This window comes from Paucimonas lemoignei (genome assembly GCF_004342585.1).
In the GTDB taxonomy this organism is placed as follows: domain Bacteria; phylum Pseudomonadota; class Gammaproteobacteria; order Burkholderiales; family Burkholderiaceae_D; genus Paucimonas; species Paucimonas lemoignei.
Window position 1 is genome coordinate 443,056 of the sequence record NZ_SLZQ01000001.1, and the last position, 21,482, is coordinate 464,537.

Consider the following 21,482-nt stretch of genomic DNA (forward strand, 5'->3'; position numbering starts at 1 on the left):
GTGATTGCCGAGAAATGACTGGGATGCTTGCCATCTACTACAATACGGTCATCGGGCATTCGGCTCTTGACTGTGTCTGTTGAAAATTTTCACAACAATAACAAAGACATAGACATAAGTTTTTGATCTAAATCAATTATTTCCGAGCTCACAATTTTCTCTTGGTCATGAAGGCTTCAATGCGGCACCGATGAAGGATGCGGCTGCGACCAATAGCCGTGCCGCATCAGCTTGTCCAGGTTGGCTGCCGAAACCGGCCGATGAAACAGATAGCCTTGTGCGGCATTGCAGTCCTGATTTTTTAGAAAATCCAGTTGCTCGTTTGATTCGACCCCTTCGGCGATGACCTTGATGCCGAGGTTGTGCGCCAGGTTGATGATCCCGGTGGTGATTGCCATGTCTTCGCGACGTGACGGCAGATGCTGTATCAGGGACTGGTCGATTTTGAGTATATCGACCGGGAAGTGCCGCAGATAGCTGATCGCGGAATACCCAGCGCCGAAGTCGTCGATGGAAATCAGCACTCCCATGTCCTTGAGCGCATTTAATATGGACGTGCTGGATTCCGTCTCATCCATCAGCAGGCGCTCGGTGATTTCCATTTCGATGCATCCCGGCTGCACGTCATACTGCGCGAAGATTTCGCGCACCATTTCCAGGAAACCTGGATCACGGAACTGCAAGGGCGAAAGATTGACGGCGACATGAAAAGGCGGCAAGGACGATTTCTGCCATCGCTGCAACTGCTCGCAGACGGCATGCAGCACCCACCTGCCCAATTCGACGATACTGCCGTTTTCTTCGGCGACCGTAATCAGGTCCGACACGGGAATCGCCTTCATGTCTGGATCGCGCCAGCGCAGTAGCGCCTCGACTGACGTGATCTGCCAGTTGTCCAGGTTGACCTGCGGCTGATAATGGATTTCCAGGCTCTGCGCATCGAGCGAGGCGCGAAGCCGGTCTTCCAGATGCTGGCGTCGCTCGACATGCTCTCCCAGCTCTTTGGTGAAATATTTAAAGCCATCCCGGCGTGACGCCTTGGCCCGGTACATGGCGATATCTGCATTCTTCAGCAACTGGGTCTGATTGCGCGCATCATTCGGAAAGATGCTGATGCCGATGCTCGAGCCGCTGTATACCTCCATGTCGCCGAGCCGATACGGTCGGGCCAGTTCTTCGGATATTTTCCTGGCAAGCGTGCCGGCATCGTCGGCGCTGCGCAAGCCAGTCTGGATGATGACGAATTCGTCGCCGCCCAGGCGCGCCACCATATCCGTCTCGCGCACGCAGCCGCTGAGCCTGGACGCGACCTCCTGCAGCAGCAGGTCGCCGGTGTTATGTCCCATCGTATCGTTGATGTACTTGAACCTGTTCAGGTCAAGCAGCAGGACCGCTAGCATCTTGTCTTCACGGGTGGCATTCGCCAGGTCGTAGTGAAGACGCGAACTGAAAAAGGCGCGGTTCGGCAAGCCGGTCAGCACATCGTGGTTAGCCAGGTAGCCGGCCCTGTCTTCGGCCATTTTGCGCGCCGTATTGTCGCGCATGAGTTTGGCAAAACCGCGCAGATTCCCGGCCTGGTCCAGCATCGGCTGCACGAGGCTGGAAGAGAAAAAGCGTTCGCCGTTCTTGCGGACATGCCACCTGTCGTCGGCGGAAAGGTTTTCACTACGGGCCCGCTGCAGTTCCATAGCCGGCTCGCCGCATTCCAGTTCTTCCTGCGTAAAGAAAAAGCCGAAGAATCTGCCCAGGGCTTCGCCTTTATCGTAGCCAAGGATATGTTCCGCGCCGCGATTCCATTCCGTCACGTGACCGCGCGGGTCGAGCATCATGATGGCGTATTCAGTCACCGAATCCATCAGCATCTGAAAATCGTCGAGCGCATGGAGCAAGGCGATTTCCGTTTGCCGCCGGTTTTTTTCCTCGGCACGGCGCCGCGCCTGTTCCAGTTCCACTTGCGCCGTCGACTGGCGCATGAGCTCACGCTGCGTCCGATCCCGCAGTATCTTGGTAAAGCCGTCGACGTCGCCGTTCGCGCCCTTTAAGGGAAAGACCATGCCGGCCCCGAAAAAGCGGGAGCCGTCCTTCCTTACATGCCAGCGTTCATCTTCCGCCTGGCCCTTATGCGCGGCGGTTCGGAGTTCCTGTTCAGGCGCCTGTTCCGCCTTGTCTTCCTCGGTAAAAATGATGGCGCCATGCTGCCCGATGACTTCGTGCTCTTCATATCCAAAGAGAGCACGCGCTCCGCTATTCCAACTGGCAATTCTCCCATCCTTATCAAGCACGAAAATCGCAAAGCCTATCGCAGCATCGACAAGCTTGCTATGAAGATAGTCCTTATGTTGCTCTGCAAGTCCGTTGATTTTGCGTGCCATTAATCTTTCCATCAGCCTTCAGTGTTGTTGATATGAGCAGGTTCAACTGAATTGGTTTCAATGCTCAATATTTAATGATTGCATCTGATTATTGAAGACATAAAACTGTTCCGGCACGAGATTTTTTTCTTTGACGACTTGTCTATTTTCTTGTCGGCTCATGCAAATTGCCGCCATTGAACAGCGCCATGTTCATTGCCCACACCAATGAACATGAATGAATTGCCTCCAGCGAAAAGGATTGCATATGTCTCCAGAACACGAAGGTGACGTCAACACTCGTTCTACCGTCCGCTCCCCGGAAAATCGAGAGCCAGTCCGCAACGGGCCGGCGAATGCATCCGAAAAGAAAAACGGTGAAAGTCAGCGCGAAGGCAAGGTGCAGCTACGCCGCGTTAGCCAGGAAGAAGCGCAATCCATCCCTATCGACCCTGACCCGGACGATCCCGTCTCATCCTGAGTGCCCGAATCGTTCAGGATGGTTCAAAGTTAGCCAATTTTTTGCAGGAGAATGAAATGCAAAGTGGAAAAGACTTAAGCAGCATGCGCGTAGCCGCGCTGGTTACGGAAGGATTCGAGCAAGTCGAATTGACTGGCCCCAAGGAAGCGCTCGAGGGCCAGGGAGTGAAGGTGGATATCATTTCACAGCAGGCCGGCAAGGTGCAGGGCTTCCAGCACCATGACAAGGGCGACCAGTTCGACGTCGACATGACTTTCGACCAGGCCAATCCGGATGACTTCGACGCCGTGCTGCTGCCCGGCGGCGTTCTCAACGGCGACCAGATACGGGTCATACCCGAGGCTAAGCAATTCGTCCAGCGCATCGACGAAGCCGGCAAGCCGATCTTCGTGATCTGCCACGGCGGCTGGATACTGGTATCGGCGGGACTTGTCGATGGCCGCACGATGACAAGCTGGCCGACCCTGCAGGACGATATTCGCAACGCCGGCGGCAATTGGGTCGACCAGGAAGCGGTCGTCGATGGCAACCTAGTCAGCAGCCGCAAGCCGGACGACATCCCGGCGTTCAACCAGAAAATGATCGACATGCTTCACCAGCATAGTGCCGGCCAGATCGCCGGCCGGCGCGGCGACCAGCAAGGCATCGGCCTGCCGGGCTAAGACACACAGGCATAGGCCGGCGCCATGCAGCCCGACGAAATCCTTATCGTCACGCACCTGCTTGGCGCGTTGCTCGCAGGCGCGATCATCGGACTGGAAAGAAGCTACCATGGCCGTCCAGCGGGCTTTCGTACGCATACGCTGGTCTGTCTGGCGTCGAGCCTGCTGATGCTGGTCACCCTGTTCCAGACTACGTGGCTGCATAACGTGCCGTTCGAGGCGGTGCGCACCGATCCCACCCGCATGGCGCAGGGCATCATGACCGGCATCGGCTTTCTGGGCGCCGGCGTTATCTTCAAGGAAGGCCTGAGCGTGCGCGGCCTGACGACCGCTGCATCGATCTGGATGACGGCGGCAATCGGCATCCTGATGGGAATCGGCTTCTATCTGCCTGCGGTGTTGGCGACCGTGCTTACCCTTGGCGTGCTGTCGATTTTCCGGAAGATCGAATCGCACATGCCATCCCTGTCGTATGCCTTCCATTCATTGCGTTTCGACCGGAACGACGTGTTGGACGAAGAGGAAGTCCGCAATATCATGCAGGAACACGGATTCAATATCGCCAACATGAGTTACCGGATGAGCGAAGATGGCACGACTTTCGAATACCGGATGATGCTGCGTTCGCGAAGCGCGCAAGACATTTCCGTCCTGGCTTCGCATCTCTTGCGAATCAAAAAGGTGAAAAGCTTCCAGCTATCACCTACTGGCGATTAGGCGCATCGCGCCACTCCCGGCTCGCCGCAAGATGGCGAAGGCGGCAGCCGGTCAGACGCCGCCTATCATCCGCAGCCGTCCGCGTCAGATTTCCGGGCTGGTCGGAATCGTGTCGGCCGACTGCGTGGCGGAATAGGTCTGCGATCCGGAAAGCCCTTGGCCTTTCATATTTTCCGCCTGCGGCATCATTTTCCGGGTCTTGGCGACGATGCCTTTCGCGCGGTTGTTCAGGTCGCGTGCCGTTCTTTCCGCTGCCTTGCGCGTCTTGATGCGGGCACTGTTGACTTTGTCCCGGGCTACTGCGCGCCGGCGACGGCCATGCTGGGGGTCGAGCAGATACATCGCGGCAGCTCCCAATGCTGCGGCGCCGATTGCTACAGTAAATCGCGACAGGCCATGTGATTCACGTTCCATACTGCGCTCCTTTTCCATATCGGTTGACGATGCAAGAGAGCTGATCAACACGCTCCGCATTAGCTTATTGCCGGATATCTGCTTTCTGGTAGGCAGGATGTTGCTGCGCCCTGCCGGCCAGGAAGCAAACCAGCAATACCATATCGAACAATTTTTGGAAAAAAGGTTTCGCCAGTCTATTGACGCAAGGCGAGCCAACTGGCGCGTGGCTCGAATTCGCTCAAGGATGAGCGAGATGTGGAATCGGAAGACTCAGGCAAAAGATGGATCTGCCAGCGCTTGCCGGCATGGACAATGCACGCCGGCTGTTTGGCGCGGCCTTTCTCGGCTAGCGGCATGCGTTTCGTGCCGTCACTAATAAACCACTTGCCCTCGTCGAATACGAGTTGCCACTCTCCCAGTATTGGCGTAGTCGTTCGGCTTTGCGATCCGAGGATCAACCATGGGTCGGTTTCGCCATGCCTTGTGAAGGCCACGCGCTCCGATGGACCGGATGGCCAGAGCTGGCGCTCGGCCTGGATCAGTTGATCGCGTAGATGGCGCGGCAGGTAATCCGGCCACGGATGAATGCCGAGGCGTCCGTCCGGGTACTTCACCTCCAGTCGCTGATCCTTCACACTCGCCGCGGCCTTATGCAGCGTAAGCGGCACCAGAGGATGCAAGCCCTCGATGGTAAGCGCGCTGGACGCTGGCGTCAGCACCAGTCCGGCTGCGGCAAGCAATACGACCAGGGCCGGTGCGATCGTGCGAGCGGCGAGCGTTGTCATGGCGATTTCCTGGAATGATTGCCGCGTCGATGTCTCTGGATTTCACTTTGCAGCGATTCAGGCAGCGGGTTCTCCGCGAGCTTGAGCCTGGCATGATGGTTCATCGGATTGGCGCGCATCTTCCTTGCGCGCATGTTCAGCGTATCGCCGGTATTCGCGCCGGCAAAGTGGCGCGAAAAGGCGAAGGTCAGATTGCCCCATTCGTTGAAGTCGTGCAGGACCTCCAGGCTGCTGCCCATTTGCGGATTGATGTTGCGTGCCATGCCGTAGCCGGAAAGCGCGCCGTCATTGTCCCAGTCGGCATAGGCGCCAGGCACGCTTCCCCGGCCGATATTGGCGGACTCGACCAGGTTGCGTTCATCCAGGTCGCCGCTGCTGCCGTTGGAATAGCTGATCCTGAAATCGCTGCTGCAGGGCGAATTCTCGACCAGGTTGCAGTAACTCTTGCCCTTCATGTTATTGGCCAGGTAGTAGCGCTCCGCCGCGAAGGCGCTGTTGGGTGTGTCGGAAAGCCCGGCAAACTGGTACATATAATTCATCACGCTATAGTGATTGGGCTTGTAGTTCGTGTCCTCATCGCCACCATGATGCAAGCCGAGGTTATGCCCCAGTTCATGCATCAGGGTGCTGGCCTGCAGATTGACCAGCAGATTCAGGCCGGCGCCCGGGAAGGTGGTCAAGCCGTAATTGCCAAGGCTGACGATCAGGTCGCTGCCATACAGTTCTGCCACGCCGGACGAGCCTGCGCTGCCGTTCGGATTGAGCGAGCTGCCGAATATCGCGTAATGGAAGATGAATTTGCGGCGCACATCGAAGTTCTGGCTCTTGTAGATGTAAAACGACGTGCAGTTGCGCGACGTTTCGGCGCTCGCGGCGGAAAGCTGGATGCACGGCGCGTAATTGACCGCATTGCCGCCACCGAGATTGAACTGCGCCGGATCGTAGCTGCCGCTGTACAGATTGCCGGTGTCGATATGGACCGCGATGTTGTGTTCGGCAAAGGCATCCAGCAGCTTTTGGAGCGCTTCGCGGCGCGGCGTGATGCCGGGATCCGCGCTGTTCATGTAATCGATTTCAATGAAGAGATCGCGCCGCCCGGGTCGCGCGCCCATCGCATACAGGTCGAGGCCGGCATAGGTACCGCCGTAGAGCTTGGCGCTGTCGGGAATGCCGTCGCCGTCCGAGTCGACCGCGCCTGGCGCCACGTCGTTTTTCCCTGCCGGAGTCGCGAAATTCACCAGGGACCAATCGCGCGCGCTGTTCGTGTCGACCATTCCGGACGACGCCAGGCGCACGATCGAACGGCCATATTCGCCTGGGCCTGACGGCAAGCCCGTCACGTTCACGCCGGTCCATTCCGCCGCTGTCAGCGGCGCAGCGCCCGATGTCCCGAAGCGGACGAAGTCGGCAGTCCGGCCCCCATAGACCAGTTCCAGCGATCCGTTGGCATTCCAGTACGGCGTTGCATTGCCATTACTGACATAGACGATTTGCTGATTGTTTTGCAGGTTGTCATAGACCCGCCCGGCGACGACGACGTGCCCTCCCGCAGCAACGATCAGCGCGGGCAGGCCGAACGTCATCGGCGTCAGCGATACCGTATTTCTGCCGGTATCCAGGTAACTGCTGCGCAAGGTGTAATTCGCCAGGCTGACCGCCGTGCCTCCGGGATTGTAGATTTCAAACCAGGCGACGTCGTTCGAATAGTAATTCGTGGCTACTTCCGAGATCAGCAGCTTCGCGGCGCCACTCGACGGCACTGCGCTCGCAGCTGGATCGTTCGCGGTCAACGTATTCGGCGGCTGCAAGCTGTCGGATGAATTGATACTGGAATCGCTGCCGACAGGCTGGGGCTGATATAGCGCGGATGAACCAGCCGCGGTTCCGCCATCCTGGCCGCCGCCACCGCCGCAGCCGGCAATGATTACGGAAATGGAAAGAGTCGCGACGGCTCTTCCGGTCCTGGCAGGCTTCCGGAGATGTTGAAATAGCGGCATTTGTGCTCATGCGAAAGATGACGTTGAGCACGAACAGACAAATGCTGCAGGGAAAAGTTCTTCAGCGGAAAATATAGTGATGCGGTCTGGCCTGGAATCGTGACACTCCGTCAAGACGCCGGGCGTTTAGCTGGTCAAATCAATATGTAGCCTATTTGACGCGCTGTTTTTCCAGCTTTCGTGCCAGCGTGCGGCGATGCATGCCAAGCCGGCGCGCGGTCTCGGAAATATTGAAGTTGGTTTCCACCAGCACCTGGTGAATGCGCTCCCATTCGAGCGTCTTGATCGAGGTGGCACGATTGGTCAGCTCGATCTCGGTGGTGCCGGCGACGTGCCCGAATGCCGCTTCGATATCATCGGTATTCGACGGCTTGGCCAGATACTGGCAGGCGCCCAGCTTGATCGCTTCGACCGCCGTGCTGATGCTGGCAAATCCTGTCAACACGACAATCAGCATCTCCGGGTCGAACTGATGCAGCATCTGCACGCACGCCAGGCCGGAAGTATTGTCATTCAGCTTCAGGTCAACCACGGCATAACCCGGCGAATGCACCTGCAGCAAGTCCTTGGCTTCGTCATGATTCGCCGCGACGACTACGTGGTAGCCGCGCCGTTCGAACGAGCGAGCGAGCGTGCGCGCGAAGGCGGCGTCATCCTCAATGATCAGCAGCAGGCGCTCAGATGACATCGTCCTTGCCCTCCTCTTCGAGCGTGATTGCCGACAGCGGCAACACCAGTTCCACGATGGCTCCGCCTTCGCGCCGGTTACGCGCCTTCACCGTGCCGCCGAGCGTGCGCGCCACGTTCACCACCAAAAATAACCCTAGTCCGCCGCCGGGACGTCCCTTGCTTGACTGATAAGGCTTGCCGAACTGGGCCAGCATGGGCGGCGCAAAACCCGGCCCGGCATCGGTGACGACGAGCTTGATGGACTGCCCTTCCCGCATGGCTTCGAACTTGACCCAGTTCGGCGAGGCTTCGATCGCATTGTCGAGCACATTGAAAATCATTTGCTTCAAGGTCGTGTCGAGCACGATCTGAGCGTCGTCCTTGATGCGGTTATCGTAGAAGAAGGTGGCGGTCTGTCTGGCTTTCCGCCATTCTTCCGCGATATTGTCGAGAAAACTGATCAGCGTCGTCCTGGTGGAGGCTTCGCCGCGCGTCTCCCCTGCGGCAAGCAGGATGCCGCTGACGATCGACTTGCAGCGCTGCAGCTGCGCCTGCATCTCCGCGATTTCCTGCTGCAGGTCGCTGTCATCGCTGAATTGCGGCATGCGGCGCCAGTCACCCAGGATCACCGACATGGTCGCCAGCGGCGTGCCGAGTTCATGCGCGGCGCCGGAAGCCAGCAAGCCCATGCGCACGATATGTTCTTCCTCGACCGCGCGCTGTCGCAGCGTTGACAATTGCTCATCGCGGGCACGCAGGTTGCGCGTGATGCGGGTAATAAAAATGACCAGCAGCGAGGCATTGAGCATGAAACAGATGATCATGCCTTGCACATACAAACGCGCGAAGCTTTGTCCATCATGCAGCAAGCCGGCGAGCGGCTTGGCAAACAGCGCCAGGCCGGTCAGGCACAAGCCGGTAATGACGACGATGGTCCAGGTGGACCACGCTTCCAGCAGGACGGCGCTGATAATGACCTGCAGCAGATACAGGAAGGCAAAGGGATTGCTGGTGCCGCCGCTGAAATATAGCTGCGCCGTCAGGCTTGCCACATCGACCATCAAGGCAAAAAACAGCTCATTATTGGTGACGACGCGACGTTCGCCCAGCCTCAATACGCTACCGACATTGAACGCGATCAGGCAGGCCACCACCGACAGCATTTGCGGCAGTGGCAGGCCGATGCCGAATACCAGGATGGCCACCGTAATGGTGGTGATCTGGCCGACCACGGCGATCCAGCGCAACTGGATCAGGTGCAGCATGTTCTTGCGGCCGGCGACATTGCCGACGCTTGCCGCCGCTACCCATGGCTTGTTCAGGTCAATCCGGCTTGTCAAGGAATCAATCGTCTCGGCCATCTGCAGTGTTCCGGTCTTCATTCCCTCCGGGAGAATGAAGGCTGTGCCTGTTTCTGAAGTGTTCCCGGATAATCCACGCGCCGGCGGCGGCGACCATCAGCGCCAGGCCATACCAGGTCAGCGCATAGATCAAGTGATTGTTATGAAATGAAATGACAGTCAGGCCGCCGACTGGCTCATCCGAGGAGCTTGCAGCGGATTGTACCTGCTCCGGCGAAGCGGCGTCGGCATCGATGAAATACGGCGCGACGCCGGTCAGGCCGCGGGCGGCGGCAATCGCCTGGACGTCCCGGGAATACCATTTATCCTGCGCGGGGTCGTTTTCGCGCAGGAAGCCCCCGCCCGGCTCACTGATGCGCAACAAGCCGGTCACCACGATCGGAGCGCTCTCAGCCGGCGCTTTGCCTGGTTCGGTGCTATTGGCGCCCGTACTTTGCTGCCGTTCGCGGATATGACCTGCAGCCTGCTGCGACACGAATCCGCGGTTGATCAAAACCAGTCTGCCGCTCCCGTCGCGCAGCGGCGTCATCAGCCAGTAACCGCTGCCGCGGACAGTCGTCGCTTGAACCAGGGTGGACAATTGAGGGAGGAAGTTGCCTTCGACCCGGACATGGCGGTACTCGTCGGATTCGGCCGTGATGTGCGGCCAGCGGTCCGGCCCGGGCGCGGCAACCGGCGCGGCATGGACGCGCTGCTCGACGCGCTCGATCAGCGCGCGCTTCCATTGCAACCGGTGCACTTGCCAGGTGCCGAGCGCGACGAAGCCTGCAAACAGCAACGCCGCGCTGATGGCCAAAACCACCAGCGCGGCGAGCGAGCGGGAACGCGGGCCGGCTTCCCGGAAATCTTGTCCGTTGCCCTGCCCTGTTCGTCCGTTCATTACATATCTTGCATCTGGTGGCCTGAATCGGCCCCCATTCCCGGCATCATGTTGTGGTTCATGTGATACATGACCCATAGGGAACCGGCCAGGGCGATGACCACGATAATGATCGTGAAGATCAATGCCAGCATGTTCCAGCCACCTTCCGACCTGGTGTTCATGTGCAGGAAATAGATCATGTGGACTACGATCTGCACCGCGGCAAATGCCATGATGACAAATCCGGTAGTTTTCGGATTCTCGAAGACGTTACCCATTACCAGCCAGAACGGGATAGCGGTCAGGATCACCGACAGCACAAAGCCTATCACATACTCTTTTATACTGCCGTGTGCGCCATGATCGTTATGCTCATGGTGGCCATGGCCGTGCGAATGATTGTGGTGAAGTTCGCTCATGGCAAGACTCCCATAAGATATACGAAGGTAAAGACGCCGATCCAGATCACATCCAGGAAGTGCCAGAACATCGACAGGCAATTCAGGCGGCGGCGGTTTTCCGGAATCAGTCCATGCTTATTCAGCTGGAACATCAGCGTCACCAGCCAGATGATGCCGAAGCCGACGTGCAGGCCGTGCGTGCCGACCAGCGCGAAGAAGGCGCTGAGGAAGGCGCTGCGCTGCGGTCCCGCGCCCTGGTGAATCAGGTGATGAAACTCATACAATTCCAGGCCCAGGAAGGCCAGACCGAACAGGCCCGTGATGCCCAACCACAGCAGCGTGCTGCGCACACGCTTGCGCTGCGATTCCAGCATGGCGAAGCCATAGGTAATCGACGACAGCAGCAGGAACGCCGTGTTGATTGCCACCAGCGGCAGGTCGAACAGCTCGGCGCCCGACGGCCCGCCGGCGTAGTTGCGGCCAACTACGGCATAGGTCGCAAACAGGCAGGCGAAGATCAGGCAGTCGCTCATCAGGTACATCCAGAAACCCAGGTGGGTGCCGTTTTCCGGATGGTGGTCGCGCACGTGGTAGCGCGACCCGGTATCAGCGCCTGCGGCGCCGGCCGAAGTTTCGTTGATCGTTGCAGTTATCTCAGACATGGCTTTCCATCAAGCGGGTGCGTGCATTCTCGGTGTCGACCACGGTCTCGGCCGGAATGTAATAGTCGCGTTTGTAATTGAAGGTGTGGACGATGATCGCAGCGACCATGACGCCGAAGCTTGCAACGGCCAGCCACCAGATATGCCAGATCATGGCGAAGCCGAACACGGCGGAGAGAGCGGCGATGATGAAGCCCGCAGCCGTATTCTTCGGCATGTGGATCGGTTCGAAACCACCTAGCGGACGGCGATAGCCGTTCTTCTTCATGTCAGCCCATGCATCGCGCTCGAACACGCGCGGCGTGAAGGCGAAGTTGTAGTCAGGCGGCGGCGACGAGGTAGCCCATTCCAGGGTGCGGCCGTTCCACGGATCGCCGGTGAGGTCACGAAGCTTTTCGCGGTCACGGATGCTGACATAAAACTGCACCAGCATGGCGCCGATACCAGCCGCTATCACGCAAGCGCCGAACGCGGAGACGTAGAGCCAGCCCGACATCGACGGATCGGCGATGTGGTTCAGGCGACGGGTCACGCCCATCAGGCCGAGCACGTACAGCGGCATGAAGGTCAGGTAGAAACCGATGACCCAGCACCAGAACGAGATCTTGCCCCAGAAGACGTCGAGCTTGAAGCCGAAGGCTTTCGGGAACCAGTAGTTAATGCCGGCAAACAGGCCGAACAGCACGCCTCCGATGATCACGTTATGGAAGTGCGCGATCAGGAACAGGCTGTTGTGCAGCACGAAGTCGGCCGGCGGCACTGCCAGCAGCACGCCCGTCATGCCACCGATCACGAAGGTGATCATGAAGGCAACGGTCCACATCATCGGCAACTCGTAGCGGATACGGCCGTGGTACATGGTGAACAGCCAGTTGAAGATCTTCGCCCCGGTCGGGATCGAGATGATCATTGTCGTAATGCCGAAGAACGAGTTGACGCTCGCGCCGGAACCCATGGTGAAGAAGTGATGCAGCCACACCAGGTACGACAGGATCATGATCGCCGTGGTCGCGTACACCATCGAAGCGTAGCCGAACAGGCGCTTGCCGCAGAAAGTGGCTACCACTTCGGAGAAGATACCGAACACCGGCAGGACCAGGATGTACACCTCGGGGTGGCCCCAGATCCAGATCAGGTTCACGTACATCATGACGTTGCCGCCAAGATCGTTCGTGAAGAAGTTGGTATCGAACAGACGGTCGAGCGACAGCAGGCCGAGCACAGCGGTCAGCACCGGGAACGATGCCACGATCAGCACGTTGGTGCACAGCGTGGTCCAAGTAAACACCGGCATCTTCATCCAGCTCATGCCGGGAGCACGCATCTTGACGATGGTGACGATCAGGTTAATCCCTGACAGCGTCGTCCCTACGCCGGCCACCTGCAAGGCCCAGATGTAATAGTCCACCCCTACTCCCGGACTGGCCTCGATGCCTGACAGCGGCGGGAAAGCCAGCCAGCCGGTGGTGGCGAATTCGCCGATGAACAGCGACACCATCACCAGCACGGCGCCCATGGTGGTCATCCAGAAGCTGAAGTTGTTCAGGAACGGGAAGGCAACGTCGCGCGCGCCGATCTGCAGCGGCATGATGTAGTTCATCAGGCCGGTCACCAGCGGCATGGCGACGAAGAAGATCATGATCACGCCGTGCGCGGTAAAGATCTGGTCGTAGTGATGCGGCGGCAGGTAGCCGGCGGCGTCGCCGATGGCCAGCGCCTGCTGGGTGCGCATCATCAGCGCGTCGGCAAAGCCGCGCAGCAGCATCACCAGGCCCAGGATCATGTACATGATGCCGATCTTCTTGTGGTCGATACTGGTGATCCAGTTCTTCCACAACGGCGCCCACAGGCGGAATTTCGTCAATCCGGCGAGGACCACAAGGCCACCCAGTACCACCATGGCAAAGGTGGCGATCAGGATGGGCTCGTGCACGGGAATCGATCCCCAGCTCAAGCGCCCGAGTATGGGCGATGTCGTCATAACAGTAGGGTCTTGCATGGCTTACTCGTGATGGGAATGGGAGGTCGAGGCGTTCTCTTTCTCTTGCTGCGGCTCTTCGCCGAGCTGCCCTGCCTTTTTCGCTAGGGCTGCACGCACGCGATTGGCATCGTCGGCCATCAACTTGTCGAGGCAGACGGCGTCGGGCGCTACGCAGCGATTGAGAATGGCGTCATACAGGCCGGGCGAGACCGCGCCGTAACGGCGCACCGGCTCGGCTGTTGTCGGTTTTTCCAGCTCGGTATAGACCGCGCGATCCAGCGTGCCGCCGCCGGCCCTGGTCTTTTCAACCCAGGCATCGAAGTCGGCATGGCTTACGCCGTGATACTTGAAGCGCATCTGCGAAAAACCGGAACCGCTGTAGTTGGATGAAAAACCGTCGTACACGCCATGCTTGTTCATGACTGCATTCAACTGCGTTTCCATGCCAGGCATGGTGTAGATCATGCCGGCCAGTTCCGGGATATAGAAGGCATTCATCACGGTCGACGAAGTCAGCTTGAAACGTACGGGCACGTCGATAGGGGTCACCAGTTCGTTCACCGTCGCCACACCTTGCTCTGGATAAATGAACAGCCATTTCCAGTCGAGCGACACCACCTGGACTTCCAGCGGCTTGACGTCGGCGGGAATAGCCCGGCTGGCATCGATGCGGTCGAGCGGACGGTACGGGTCCAACTTGTGCGTGCTGATCCAGGTAATGAGGCCGAGAACGATGATGATCAGGAGCGGACCGCCCCAGATCACGAATTCCAGCTTCGTCGAATGATCCCAGTCAGGATCATATTTTGCGGAGGTATTGTTTTTCCTGTAGCGCCATGCAAAGATGACAGTCAGCGCAATAACAGGGACAATAATTAACAACATCAAAGCTGTGGCAACAATGACAAGCTTGCCCTGCTGTGCGGCGATGTCGCCGGATGGATTCAGCACTACCATATCGCAACCGGCCAGAAGACCAACCAGCAATAGGAGTATGCCGCGACGAAGTGTGGAGAGTTTCATGCGGTACAGTAAAAAATTGCGGAACTCCTTACTGTACCGTGAACGGGGATGCTTGCCGATTGGACGTTTTGTCCCACCCTGTTCTGTCCGGCATCAACCGGACACATCAGGCAAGCGCTGCAAAAAGTAACTTATAGATGATGAGGAGACAACATCATGGCAGGAGCAGCAATTTATGGCGACGGTACACCTGATAACAAGGCGTCGCTGGCCACAGGGGAACACGGTCTCCGCGGCGTACATGCCGATGATGGCAAAGTGGCACCGGGCGATATCGCGGTCGGCGTCATTATCGGGCGGGCGTCGGAATATTTCGATTTTTTCGTATTCGCCATTGCGTCGGTGCTGGTATTCCCGGCGGTATTCTTTCCATTCGAATCCAAACTGGACGGCACGTTGTATGCCTTCCTGATATTTGCATTTGCCTTTATTGCCCGCCCGTTCGGCACCGTTGCCTTCATGGCAATCCAGCGTCGGCTGGGACGGGAAGCCAAACTCACCGCGGCCTTGTTCCTGCTCGGCGTTTCGACTGCAGGCATTGCCTTTCTGCCAACGTATGGCGAACTTGGGTTTGCTGCAATTGTCTTGCTGTCTCTGTTTCGCATCGGACAGGGCATTGCGCTCGGCGGTTCGTGGGATGGCCTGCCCTCACTGCTGGCGCTGAACGCGCCGCCGAACAAGCGTGGGTGGTATGCCATGCTGGGACAGCTCGGCGCGCCGCTCGGCTTCATCGTCGCCGCCGGATTGTTCTCTTATCTACTGATGTCGCTGTCGCACGATGAATTCCTCGACTGGGGTTGGCGTTATCCATTCTATGTAGCGTTCGCCATCAACGTCGTCGCGCTGTTCGCGCGCTTGCGCCTGGTATCCACCAATGAATATGAGCGCCTGCTCGAAGAACGGGAACTGCAGCCTGTTCCTATCAGCGAGATGTCGCACACGCAAGGCCGCAATATCATCATCGGCGCCTTGGCTGCGCTGGCTAGCTATGCGCTCTTCCATGTCGTGACCGTGTTCCCGCTGTCCTGGATCAGCCTGTACTCGCCAAGAGACATGAGCGGCTTCCTGGTGATCCAGATGATCGGCGCCGTGCTGGCCGCAGGCGGCGTGGTCGTTTCCGGCGTGATCGCCGACCGCCTCGGCCGTCGTACCACCCTGGGAACGTTGGCCACGCTGATCGCGCTGTTCAGCTGGCTGGTGCCGAGCCTCATGGACGGTGGCGACTGGGGGCAGAATGTTTTCATCCTGCTCGGCTTCGTACTGCTGGGCTTGTCTTATGGCCAGGCGGCCGGCGCGGTCACCGCCAACTTCACGGCGAAATACCGCTATACCGGTGCAGCGCTCACGTCGGACGTTGCCTGGCTGGCCGGCGCTGCATTTGCGCCGCTGGTCGCGCTCGGCTTGGCCGCGCATTTTGGCCTGGCCTATGTCAGTCTCTACCTGCTGTCGGGTGCGCTCGGCTCGCTGGCGGCATTGAGCCTGAACCGGGCTTTGGAAATCCGCGACTGAATCTGAAACGATCAGGAATTTGGCGGCGCTATATATATTAGGCGCCGGCAAATTTTTTCTTGTTGCCAGCCGGCGGCGCCGGCTTTTTTCCGCAGCCTCCCCCGAATCTAGATTTCCGACGACACGGAACAGCCCCTTTTCGTTTCCCTGATTTCCTCCGCCCATTGCCGCGCAAACGCCAGCTTGGTCAACGGTGCCCTTGATTCGAGTAATTTCTCAAGCATTCGTTGCGAATGCCTGACCAAGCCAGGATAGCGGGCATCGCGCGGATGCAGGCTGAATCTTATAAGCGGCGAGGCAGCGAGCAGATTGCCAAGCACCTCTGCCCAGATCGGCGAGATGAACCGGCCCGCCGCGTTGCGCGCCGTGTAGACCAGGCTCGGCGTAAAAAGGGATGCATTCTCCGGCAATAAAAAGAATCGGCTGAATGTCGTGGTGTAGTCGAATGGAAAACCGCTCAATGCATTCCAGCTACCCTCACCTAAGAGCCATGCGGGCGCGACGAAGCCGTTGACCGGCAGATTTCGCTCACGAAACCATGCCAGGCCAAGATCGATTCGGCGGCGCGCCTCTGCCGCGTCAAGGGCGGCAAATTCGCCTTCCTGCTGCGTGTAGACGGTTCGCACGAAGCGGCTGCGCAAACCATGCTTCGGGGCGCTGTCCAGATGGAAGTAGCCATGCAAGGCGAGTTCATGTCCCTGCGAGACCAATCTTTCGAGCGCTCTTTCGTAATCCGGCGGGCTCGCCGCCATCCCGTGAAAACACGGAACCACCAGGAATGTCAGCGGGATATCGGCAACCTCGCGAATCGCTTCGATCAGGCACCGGCATTCCGGCCAGGTTGCTGGCGCAACGTCATGGATCGATACGCAGAGAGTCTTAGCGGCGCTCGGTTGCATAAGTGATGTCAGCTTCCAGTTCTTCACGCGGATAGCCTGCCAGCAATCCAGCGTAACGCTGCAACAACTGGGGCACAATCCGGTCCCAGTCGAATTCCCTGGTCACGTACTGCCGCGCATTCGCACCCATTCTTGCCATGTCCTTCTGGAACATGGCTTCGATTCCTTCAGTCAGCGCGGCGGCGGACCTCGGCTTGACCAGCATGCCCGTGTTCTCGTCGACCAGTTCGGCAACCCCGCCCGCGTCCACGCCAAGCACTGGCAAGCCGCAAGCCATGGCTTCCAGCACGATCAACCCGAAAGTCTCGCTGTCGCCGGGGTGCACCAGCAAATCGCAGCTGGCAAGCAATTGCGCGAGCAGCCGCAGGTCGCGCACGAAGGGGATGAAGGTGGCATGCCGACAACGCGGCATGTCATCGCCGCTCCCGATCATGACGAGGTGATACCGTTTTCCCAACTTGGTGACGGCTTCGAGGAGTAGATGCAAATTCTTTTCGGGAGCAAAGCGGCCGGCATACACCAACAGCCTGGTATCCGGCGGAAGCCTCAACTGCGCGCGCAAGGTCGGGTCGCGCCGCTGCGGCCGAAACATCCAGGTGTCCACGCCAAGCGGCTGGTGTATGGCCTCGGTCACGCCGATGGCATGAAGCTGCTGCGTCATGATCCTGCTCGGCGCAAGCACCATGTCGAATTGCCGGTAGAGATATTTCAGATACTTTTCACTCGCCTGCTGGGCTACATTACCAAGGCGTCGCCCGATCACTTGTGGCATGTCAGAGTGGTAGAACGCCACGACCGGCACCCTGTATTTGTGGCGCATGCGCAGCGCGGCCCATGCGCAGTGATATGCATCCCCCACTTCGATCAGGTCCGGCTGCAGGCTGCGGAGGATCCGGGTGGCGGAACCGATCGAGCGCGGCATCCGGTATCCGCATATGCCGGGTATCGGCAAGCTGGGAATTTTCATTGCAACCGGATTCGATTTCCCACGGCCAATGCTCGGGCTCAGGATGGTATGTTGAATATTGCCGCGACGGGCAAGCCAACGCGCTTTCGCGTTCAGGTATGAACTGACGCCACCACCCTCGGCGGCATAGAACATCGTGATATCGATCAGATGCACGTTGATTAAATGTCGTGTGAGTACTCCACCATAGCCCACTAATGACAAACAGCGATTGAGCCCAGTCAAACGCAAAAATCGACATGAGTAGTCAATATAAATGTGAATGGAATTGATTCGCAGAAGGAACGATTTCAATCTAATACATTCAGTAAAAGCATGTAATAACGTGAACGCACTCTGACACAGGAGTTGGCATGGAGTGGCCCAAGAGAAACGATACCAATCGCGAAGCCGACAAAGACAAGCGCGTGCCAGGAAAAACGCCGGCCCAGGATAGCTTGCCGCGCCGCGCATGGCTGGTCTTCCTTGGCATCCTGCTTGCCAATTACCTGTTGATGCGCTTTCTGTTTCCGGCACATGACGAGCCGGTTACCATTCCCTATACGGCCTTCAAGGCGGAAGTCGCCCGCCAAAATGTGACGGCCATATTCAGCCAGGGAGCGAGCATCGAGGGACGCTTTGCCAATCCCGTCACCTGGCCGCCGGAAGATGGCAAGGGCGCGCTGACGAATCCCGCAAAGCGCGTGCCCACGGAACCGGTCAAGCCCCGCACCGCCTCGACCTTCACGACGACGCTGCCGCAATTCGTCGGACCCGAGCTGGAGCGCTTTCTCATCGATCACAAGGTCGAGATCAGCGCGGTGCCGATACAAAACGGTAGTCCTTGGGCAACGCTTCTGTTCGGTTTCGGCCCGGCCATCCTGCTCATCGCTTTTTATGTCTGGCTGTATCGGCGCGCCTCCCAGCAGGGTGGCGGCCTCGGCGGCGGCCTGTTCGGGATCGGCAAGAGCAAGGCGCGGCGCTACGACCAGGAAAGCGACGCCAAGGTAACGTTCGACGATGTCGCCGGGATCGATGAGGCGGAAAACGAGTTGATCGAGATCGTCGACTTCCTGCGCAACCCGTCCAAATACACGCGCCTGGGCGGCACCGCGCCGAAAGGAGTCTTGCTGATCGGCGCGCCCGGCACCGGCAAGACGCTGCTCGCCCGCGCCGTTGCCGGCGAGGCGGGCGTGCCCTTCTTTTCGATGAGCGCGGCCGAGTTCGTGGAAATGATCGTCGGCGTCGGCGCGGCGCGGGTGCGCGACCTGTTCAAGCAGGCGCGGGAAAATGCGCCGGCCATCATCTTTATCGATGAAATCGACAGCATCGGCCGAGCCCGCGGCCAGGTGTCGCTCGGCGGTTCGAGCGAACAGGAACAGACGCTCAACCAGATCCTGACCGAGATGGATGGTTTCTCCAGCCGGGAAGGCATCATCGTCCTCGCCGCCACCAATCAGCCGGATGTGCTCGACAAGGCATTGCTGCGCCCGGGGCGCTTCGACCGCCGCGTGGTATTGAATCTTCCCGACAAGACGGGCCGGGAAGCCATCCTGCGCGTTCATACTCGCAAGGTGCCGCTTGCCAAGGACATCGACCTGCTTGAACTGGCAGGCAACACGCCAGGCCTGTCCGGCGCCGATCTGAAAAACCTGGTGAATGAAGCGGCGCTCATGGCGGCAAGGCGCGAACAGAACGATGTCCGCATGAAGGATTTCATGGATGCGCTGGAGAAAATCGTGCTCGGACCGGAGCGGCCGCTGTTGCTCAGTGACGCAGACCGCGAGCGCATCGCTTACCACGAGAGCGGCCATGCCATCCTCGGCTTGCTGGTGCCGGGGGCCGACCCGGTCAACCGCGTGACGATCGTGCCCCGCGGACAGGCTCTCGGCGTGACTTACCAGCGGCCGCAGACCGATCGCTATAATTACCCGGAAGCGTATCTGCGCGCCCGCATCATCGGTATGCTGGGAGGCCGCGCCGCCGAGGAAATCGTCTATGGCACCAAGACGACCGGCGCGGAAAGCGATATCGAGCAAGCCACCGGCCTGGCGCGGAACATGGTCACCCGCTGGGGCATGAGCGAGAAACTGGGGATGGTCCAGCTGGCGGCGCACCAGAATCCTTATCTGGGCACGGAACTCGCGCAATCGCGACCGTTCAGCGAGGAAACCGCCCAACTTATCGATGCGGAAGTCCATCGCATCATCTCGGAATGCCATGAGCAGGCCCGCACACTGCTGCAGAAACATCGCGCCAACCTCGACGGCCTGGTTGCGGCACTACTGGCGCGTGAGACGCTGGACGAGCATGAAATCCTGGAAGCCAGCGGATTGCCTCCGGCGCCCCCGCTGGAAAACCGCCCTATTCCGCTCGGCGGCTACGACACCCAAGGAGGCGTGTCGGCTGCCGATACGATGACAAATCGACTGGACTAGAACTTGAAATCGCGCCGGTTTTATGCCGGCGCCTTGAAGCGCTGCTCGATTTCTTCCCGCGTTTTCATTCCCGATACGTCACCGGGCATGATCAGTACGCTGGCATTGCCAATGATCTTGTTGTTGTAGAGGTCGTGATGGGCCTGCGGCAGATGGTCGTAAGCATAAGTGCGGCTGTTGATCACGCTGATCTGGCGCTTGGTGATGAGCGTATTGGCTTGCCGGCAGTCGAGGAAATTGGCGTAGTGCGAACCCAGGATGCGCTTTTGATGCATCCACAGGTGGCGCACGTCGAAGCTCAGCTCGTAGCCAGTCGTGGCGCCGCAGATGACAATACGGCCGAAGCGCGCGGCCAGGAACACCGACGTCGCGAAGGTCTCGCGCCCGGAGTGCTCGAACACCACGTCCGGCGAGCGCTTTTGCCCGCAGATTTCCCAGATGCGCTTGCCCATCGCCTTCATCATCTGTGCGCGGCGGGAATTGTTGGCAGTCGCTTCGTAGTGATTGAATTCGCTGTCCGTGACTTCGTATCCCTTGAACTCGGTGCGATTGATATAGCCGATCGCGCCGAGCTTCATGCAGAACTTGCCTTTTTCCTCGCTGGAGACGACGGCAATCGCGTCCGCTCCCATCTCGCGGCACAACTGGATGGCATAGGTGCCGAGACCGCCGGCGCCGCCCCAAATCAGCACCAGTTCGCCCGGCTTGATCTGAGCCTGGGTGATCAGCATGCGGTAGGCAGTGAAGTAAGTCAGGATGTAGGACGCGGCGTCTTCCCAGGTCAGGTGCCTGGGCTTGGGCAGGATCTGCTGGGCCTGCGCCGCAACGAATTGGGCGTAGGTGCCATCCGGCGTTTCATAACCCATGATGGCGTGGTTCTGGCTGCTCATCGGGTCGAACGATGTGAAATTCGGATTGTTCAGGCTGCCATTGCCATGCTCCAGGCATTGCTTGAAACAAGTGACGATCACTTCGTCGCCCGGCTGGCAATTCTTGACGTTCTTGCCAACCTTCCAGACGATTCCCGAGGCATCCGAACCCGGTATATGGTAGTCCAGCTTGTGCAGGTTGAACACGCTGATCGGCTGGCCGAGGCCGGCCCACACCGTGTTGTAATTGACGCCGACCGCCATCACCCGCACCAGCACATCGTTGTCGCCGACTTCCGGAACGGGAACGACTCGCTGCACCAGGGCTTGCAAGGGCTCGCCGAAGCGGTTCTTCTCGATGACCCAGGCATGCATGGAATCCGGCACCACGCCGATTTCGCCATATTCCTGCAGAGCGTAGATTTCGGGGCGCTTGGCGCCGGCATCGATATTTTTCAGAATGGCTGACATGA

Annotated in this window: 19 protein-coding genes; 5 read left to right on the top strand and 14 right to left on the bottom strand. The window is 58.9% G+C overall.

Translation table 11 applies throughout. The features are described 5' to 3' along the window. Window positions 1-176: 176 nt before the first annotated feature. Window positions 177-2,372 (bottom strand): bifunctional diguanylate cyclase/phosphodiesterase, encoded by a 2,196-nt coding sequence (locus EDC30_RS01925; protein ID WP_165973697.1) that lies wholly within the window; start codon window positions 2,370-2,372, stop codon window positions 177-179. Window positions 2,373-2,619: 247 nt separating this feature from the next. On the opposite strand from EDC30_RS01925, the gene EDC30_RS01930 reads away from it, so the two are divergent. Genes EDC30_RS01930 through EDC30_RS01940 form a run of 3 tightly spaced genes read left to right on the top strand, consistent with a single transcriptional unit; the run spans window position 2,620 to window position 4,211 of the window. Further along, a complete protein-coding gene (locus EDC30_RS01930) occupies window positions 2,620-2,832 on the top strand; it encodes a hypothetical protein (RefSeq protein WP_132256743.1) in 213 nt (70 codons plus the stop codon). A 56-nt stretch (window positions 2,833-2,888) separates the two neighbouring features. Next, window positions 2,889-3,494: a type 1 glutamine amidotransferase domain-containing protein gene (locus EDC30_RS01935; protein ID WP_132256745.1), complete on the top strand. Its 606-nt coding sequence runs from the start codon at window positions 2,889-2,891 to the stop codon at window positions 3,492-3,494. A gap of 24 nt (window positions 3,495-3,518) precedes the next feature. After that, window positions 3,519-4,211, top strand: coding sequence for an MgtC/SapB family protein (locus EDC30_RS01940; RefSeq protein ID WP_132256746.1), 693 nt, complete (start codon window positions 3,519-3,521; stop codon window positions 4,209-4,211). Between the two features lie 84 nt (window positions 4,212-4,295). Here EDC30_RS01940 and EDC30_RS19970 read toward each other — a convergent pair whose 3' ends face one another. The 10 genes from EDC30_RS19970 to cyoA form a co-directional block, all read right to left on the bottom strand. Next, entirely contained in the window at window positions 4,296-4,625 is a 330-nt protein-coding gene (locus EDC30_RS19970; protein WP_424446891.1) for a YtxH domain-containing protein, read from the bottom strand. 176 nt (window positions 4,626-4,801) lie between these two features. Beyond that, window positions 4,802-5,392 (bottom strand): hypothetical protein, encoded by a 591-nt coding sequence (locus EDC30_RS01950; RefSeq protein ID WP_132256748.1) that lies wholly within the window; start codon window positions 5,390-5,392, stop codon window positions 4,802-4,804. Next, window positions 5,389-7,389 (bottom strand): lamin tail domain-containing protein, encoded by a 2,001-nt coding sequence (locus tag EDC30_RS01955; RefSeq protein WP_132256750.1) that lies wholly within the window; start codon window positions 7,387-7,389, stop codon window positions 5,389-5,391. The genes EDC30_RS01950 and EDC30_RS01955 overlap by 4 nt, the downstream gene beginning before the upstream one ends. Window positions 7,390-7,540: 151 nt before the next feature. Next, window positions 7,541-8,077: a response regulator transcription factor gene (locus tag EDC30_RS01960; RefSeq protein WP_132256752.1), complete on the bottom strand. Its 537-nt coding sequence runs from the start codon at window positions 8,075-8,077 to the stop codon at window positions 7,541-7,543. Next, the gene (locus EDC30_RS01965; protein ID WP_243656614.1) at window positions 8,067-9,440 is read right to left on the bottom strand and encodes an ATP-binding protein; all 1,374 of its coding nucleotides are present in this window, start codon (window positions 9,438-9,440) and stop codon (window positions 8,067-8,069) included. Before EDC30_RS01965 ends, EDC30_RS01960 begins: the two co-directional genes overlap by 11 nt. Further along, window positions 9,403-10,299, bottom strand: coding sequence for an SURF1 family protein (locus EDC30_RS01970; RefSeq protein WP_132256756.1), 897 nt, complete (start codon window positions 10,297-10,299; stop codon window positions 9,403-9,405). Before EDC30_RS01970 ends, EDC30_RS01965 begins: the two co-directional genes overlap by 38 nt. Next, entirely contained in the window at window positions 10,299-10,700 is a 402-nt protein-coding gene (gene cyoD / locus EDC30_RS01975) for a cytochrome o ubiquinol oxidase subunit IV (protein ID WP_132256758.1), read from the bottom strand. The genes EDC30_RS01970 and cyoD overlap by 1 nt, the downstream gene beginning before the upstream one ends. Next, window positions 10,697-11,344: a cytochrome o ubiquinol oxidase subunit III gene (gene cyoC, locus EDC30_RS01980; RefSeq protein ID WP_132256759.1), complete on the bottom strand. Its 648-nt coding sequence runs from the start codon at window positions 11,342-11,344 to the stop codon at window positions 10,697-10,699. The genes cyoD and cyoC overlap by 4 nt, the downstream gene beginning before the upstream one ends. After that, window positions 11,337-13,343: a cytochrome o ubiquinol oxidase subunit I gene (gene cyoB / locus EDC30_RS01985; RefSeq protein WP_132256761.1), complete on the bottom strand. Its 2,007-nt coding sequence runs from the start codon at window positions 13,341-13,343 to the stop codon at window positions 11,337-11,339. Before cyoB ends, cyoC begins: the two co-directional genes overlap by 8 nt. 3 nt (window positions 13,344-13,346) lie before the next feature. Next, window positions 13,347-14,348, bottom strand: coding sequence for a ubiquinol oxidase subunit II (cyoA, locus tag EDC30_RS01990; RefSeq protein WP_132256763.1), 1,002 nt, complete (start codon window positions 14,346-14,348; stop codon window positions 13,347-13,349). 156 nt (window positions 14,349-14,504) lie between these two features. Between cyoA and EDC30_RS01995 the strand changes: the two genes are divergently transcribed. Beyond that, entirely contained in the window at window positions 14,505-15,857 is a 1,353-nt protein-coding gene (locus tag EDC30_RS01995; protein ID WP_132256764.1) for an MFS transporter, read from the top strand. A 107-nt stretch (window positions 15,858-15,964) separates the two neighbouring features. Here the strand turns inward: EDC30_RS01995 and EDC30_RS02000 are convergent, their stop codons facing one another. Continuing rightward, window positions 15,965-16,783: a DUF2334 domain-containing protein gene (locus EDC30_RS02000; protein WP_243656615.1), complete on the bottom strand. Its 819-nt coding sequence runs from the start codon at window positions 16,781-16,783 to the stop codon at window positions 15,965-15,967. Further along, entirely contained in the window at window positions 16,737-17,879 is a 1,143-nt protein-coding gene (locus tag EDC30_RS02005; RefSeq protein ID WP_243656616.1) for a glycosyltransferase family 4 protein, read from the bottom strand. Before EDC30_RS02005 ends, EDC30_RS02000 begins: the two co-directional genes overlap by 47 nt. Window positions 17,880-18,076: 197 nt before the next feature. Between EDC30_RS02005 and ftsH the strand changes: the two genes are divergently transcribed. Then, window positions 18,077-20,140, top strand: a complete 2,064-nt coding sequence (ftsH, locus tag EDC30_RS02010; RefSeq protein ID WP_132256766.1) for an ATP-dependent zinc metalloprotease FtsH — start codon at window positions 18,077-18,079, stop codon at window positions 20,138-20,140. Window positions 20,141-20,160: 20 nt separating this feature from the next. On the opposite strand, the gene ccrA is transcribed toward ftsH, so the two are convergent. Then, on the bottom strand, window positions 20,161-21,480 hold the full coding sequence (ccrA, locus tag EDC30_RS02015; protein ID WP_132256768.1) for a crotonyl-CoA carboxylase/reductase: 1,320 nt from the start codon (window positions 21,478-21,480) through the stop codon (window positions 20,161-20,163). Window positions 21,481-21,482: the final 2 nt, after the last annotated feature.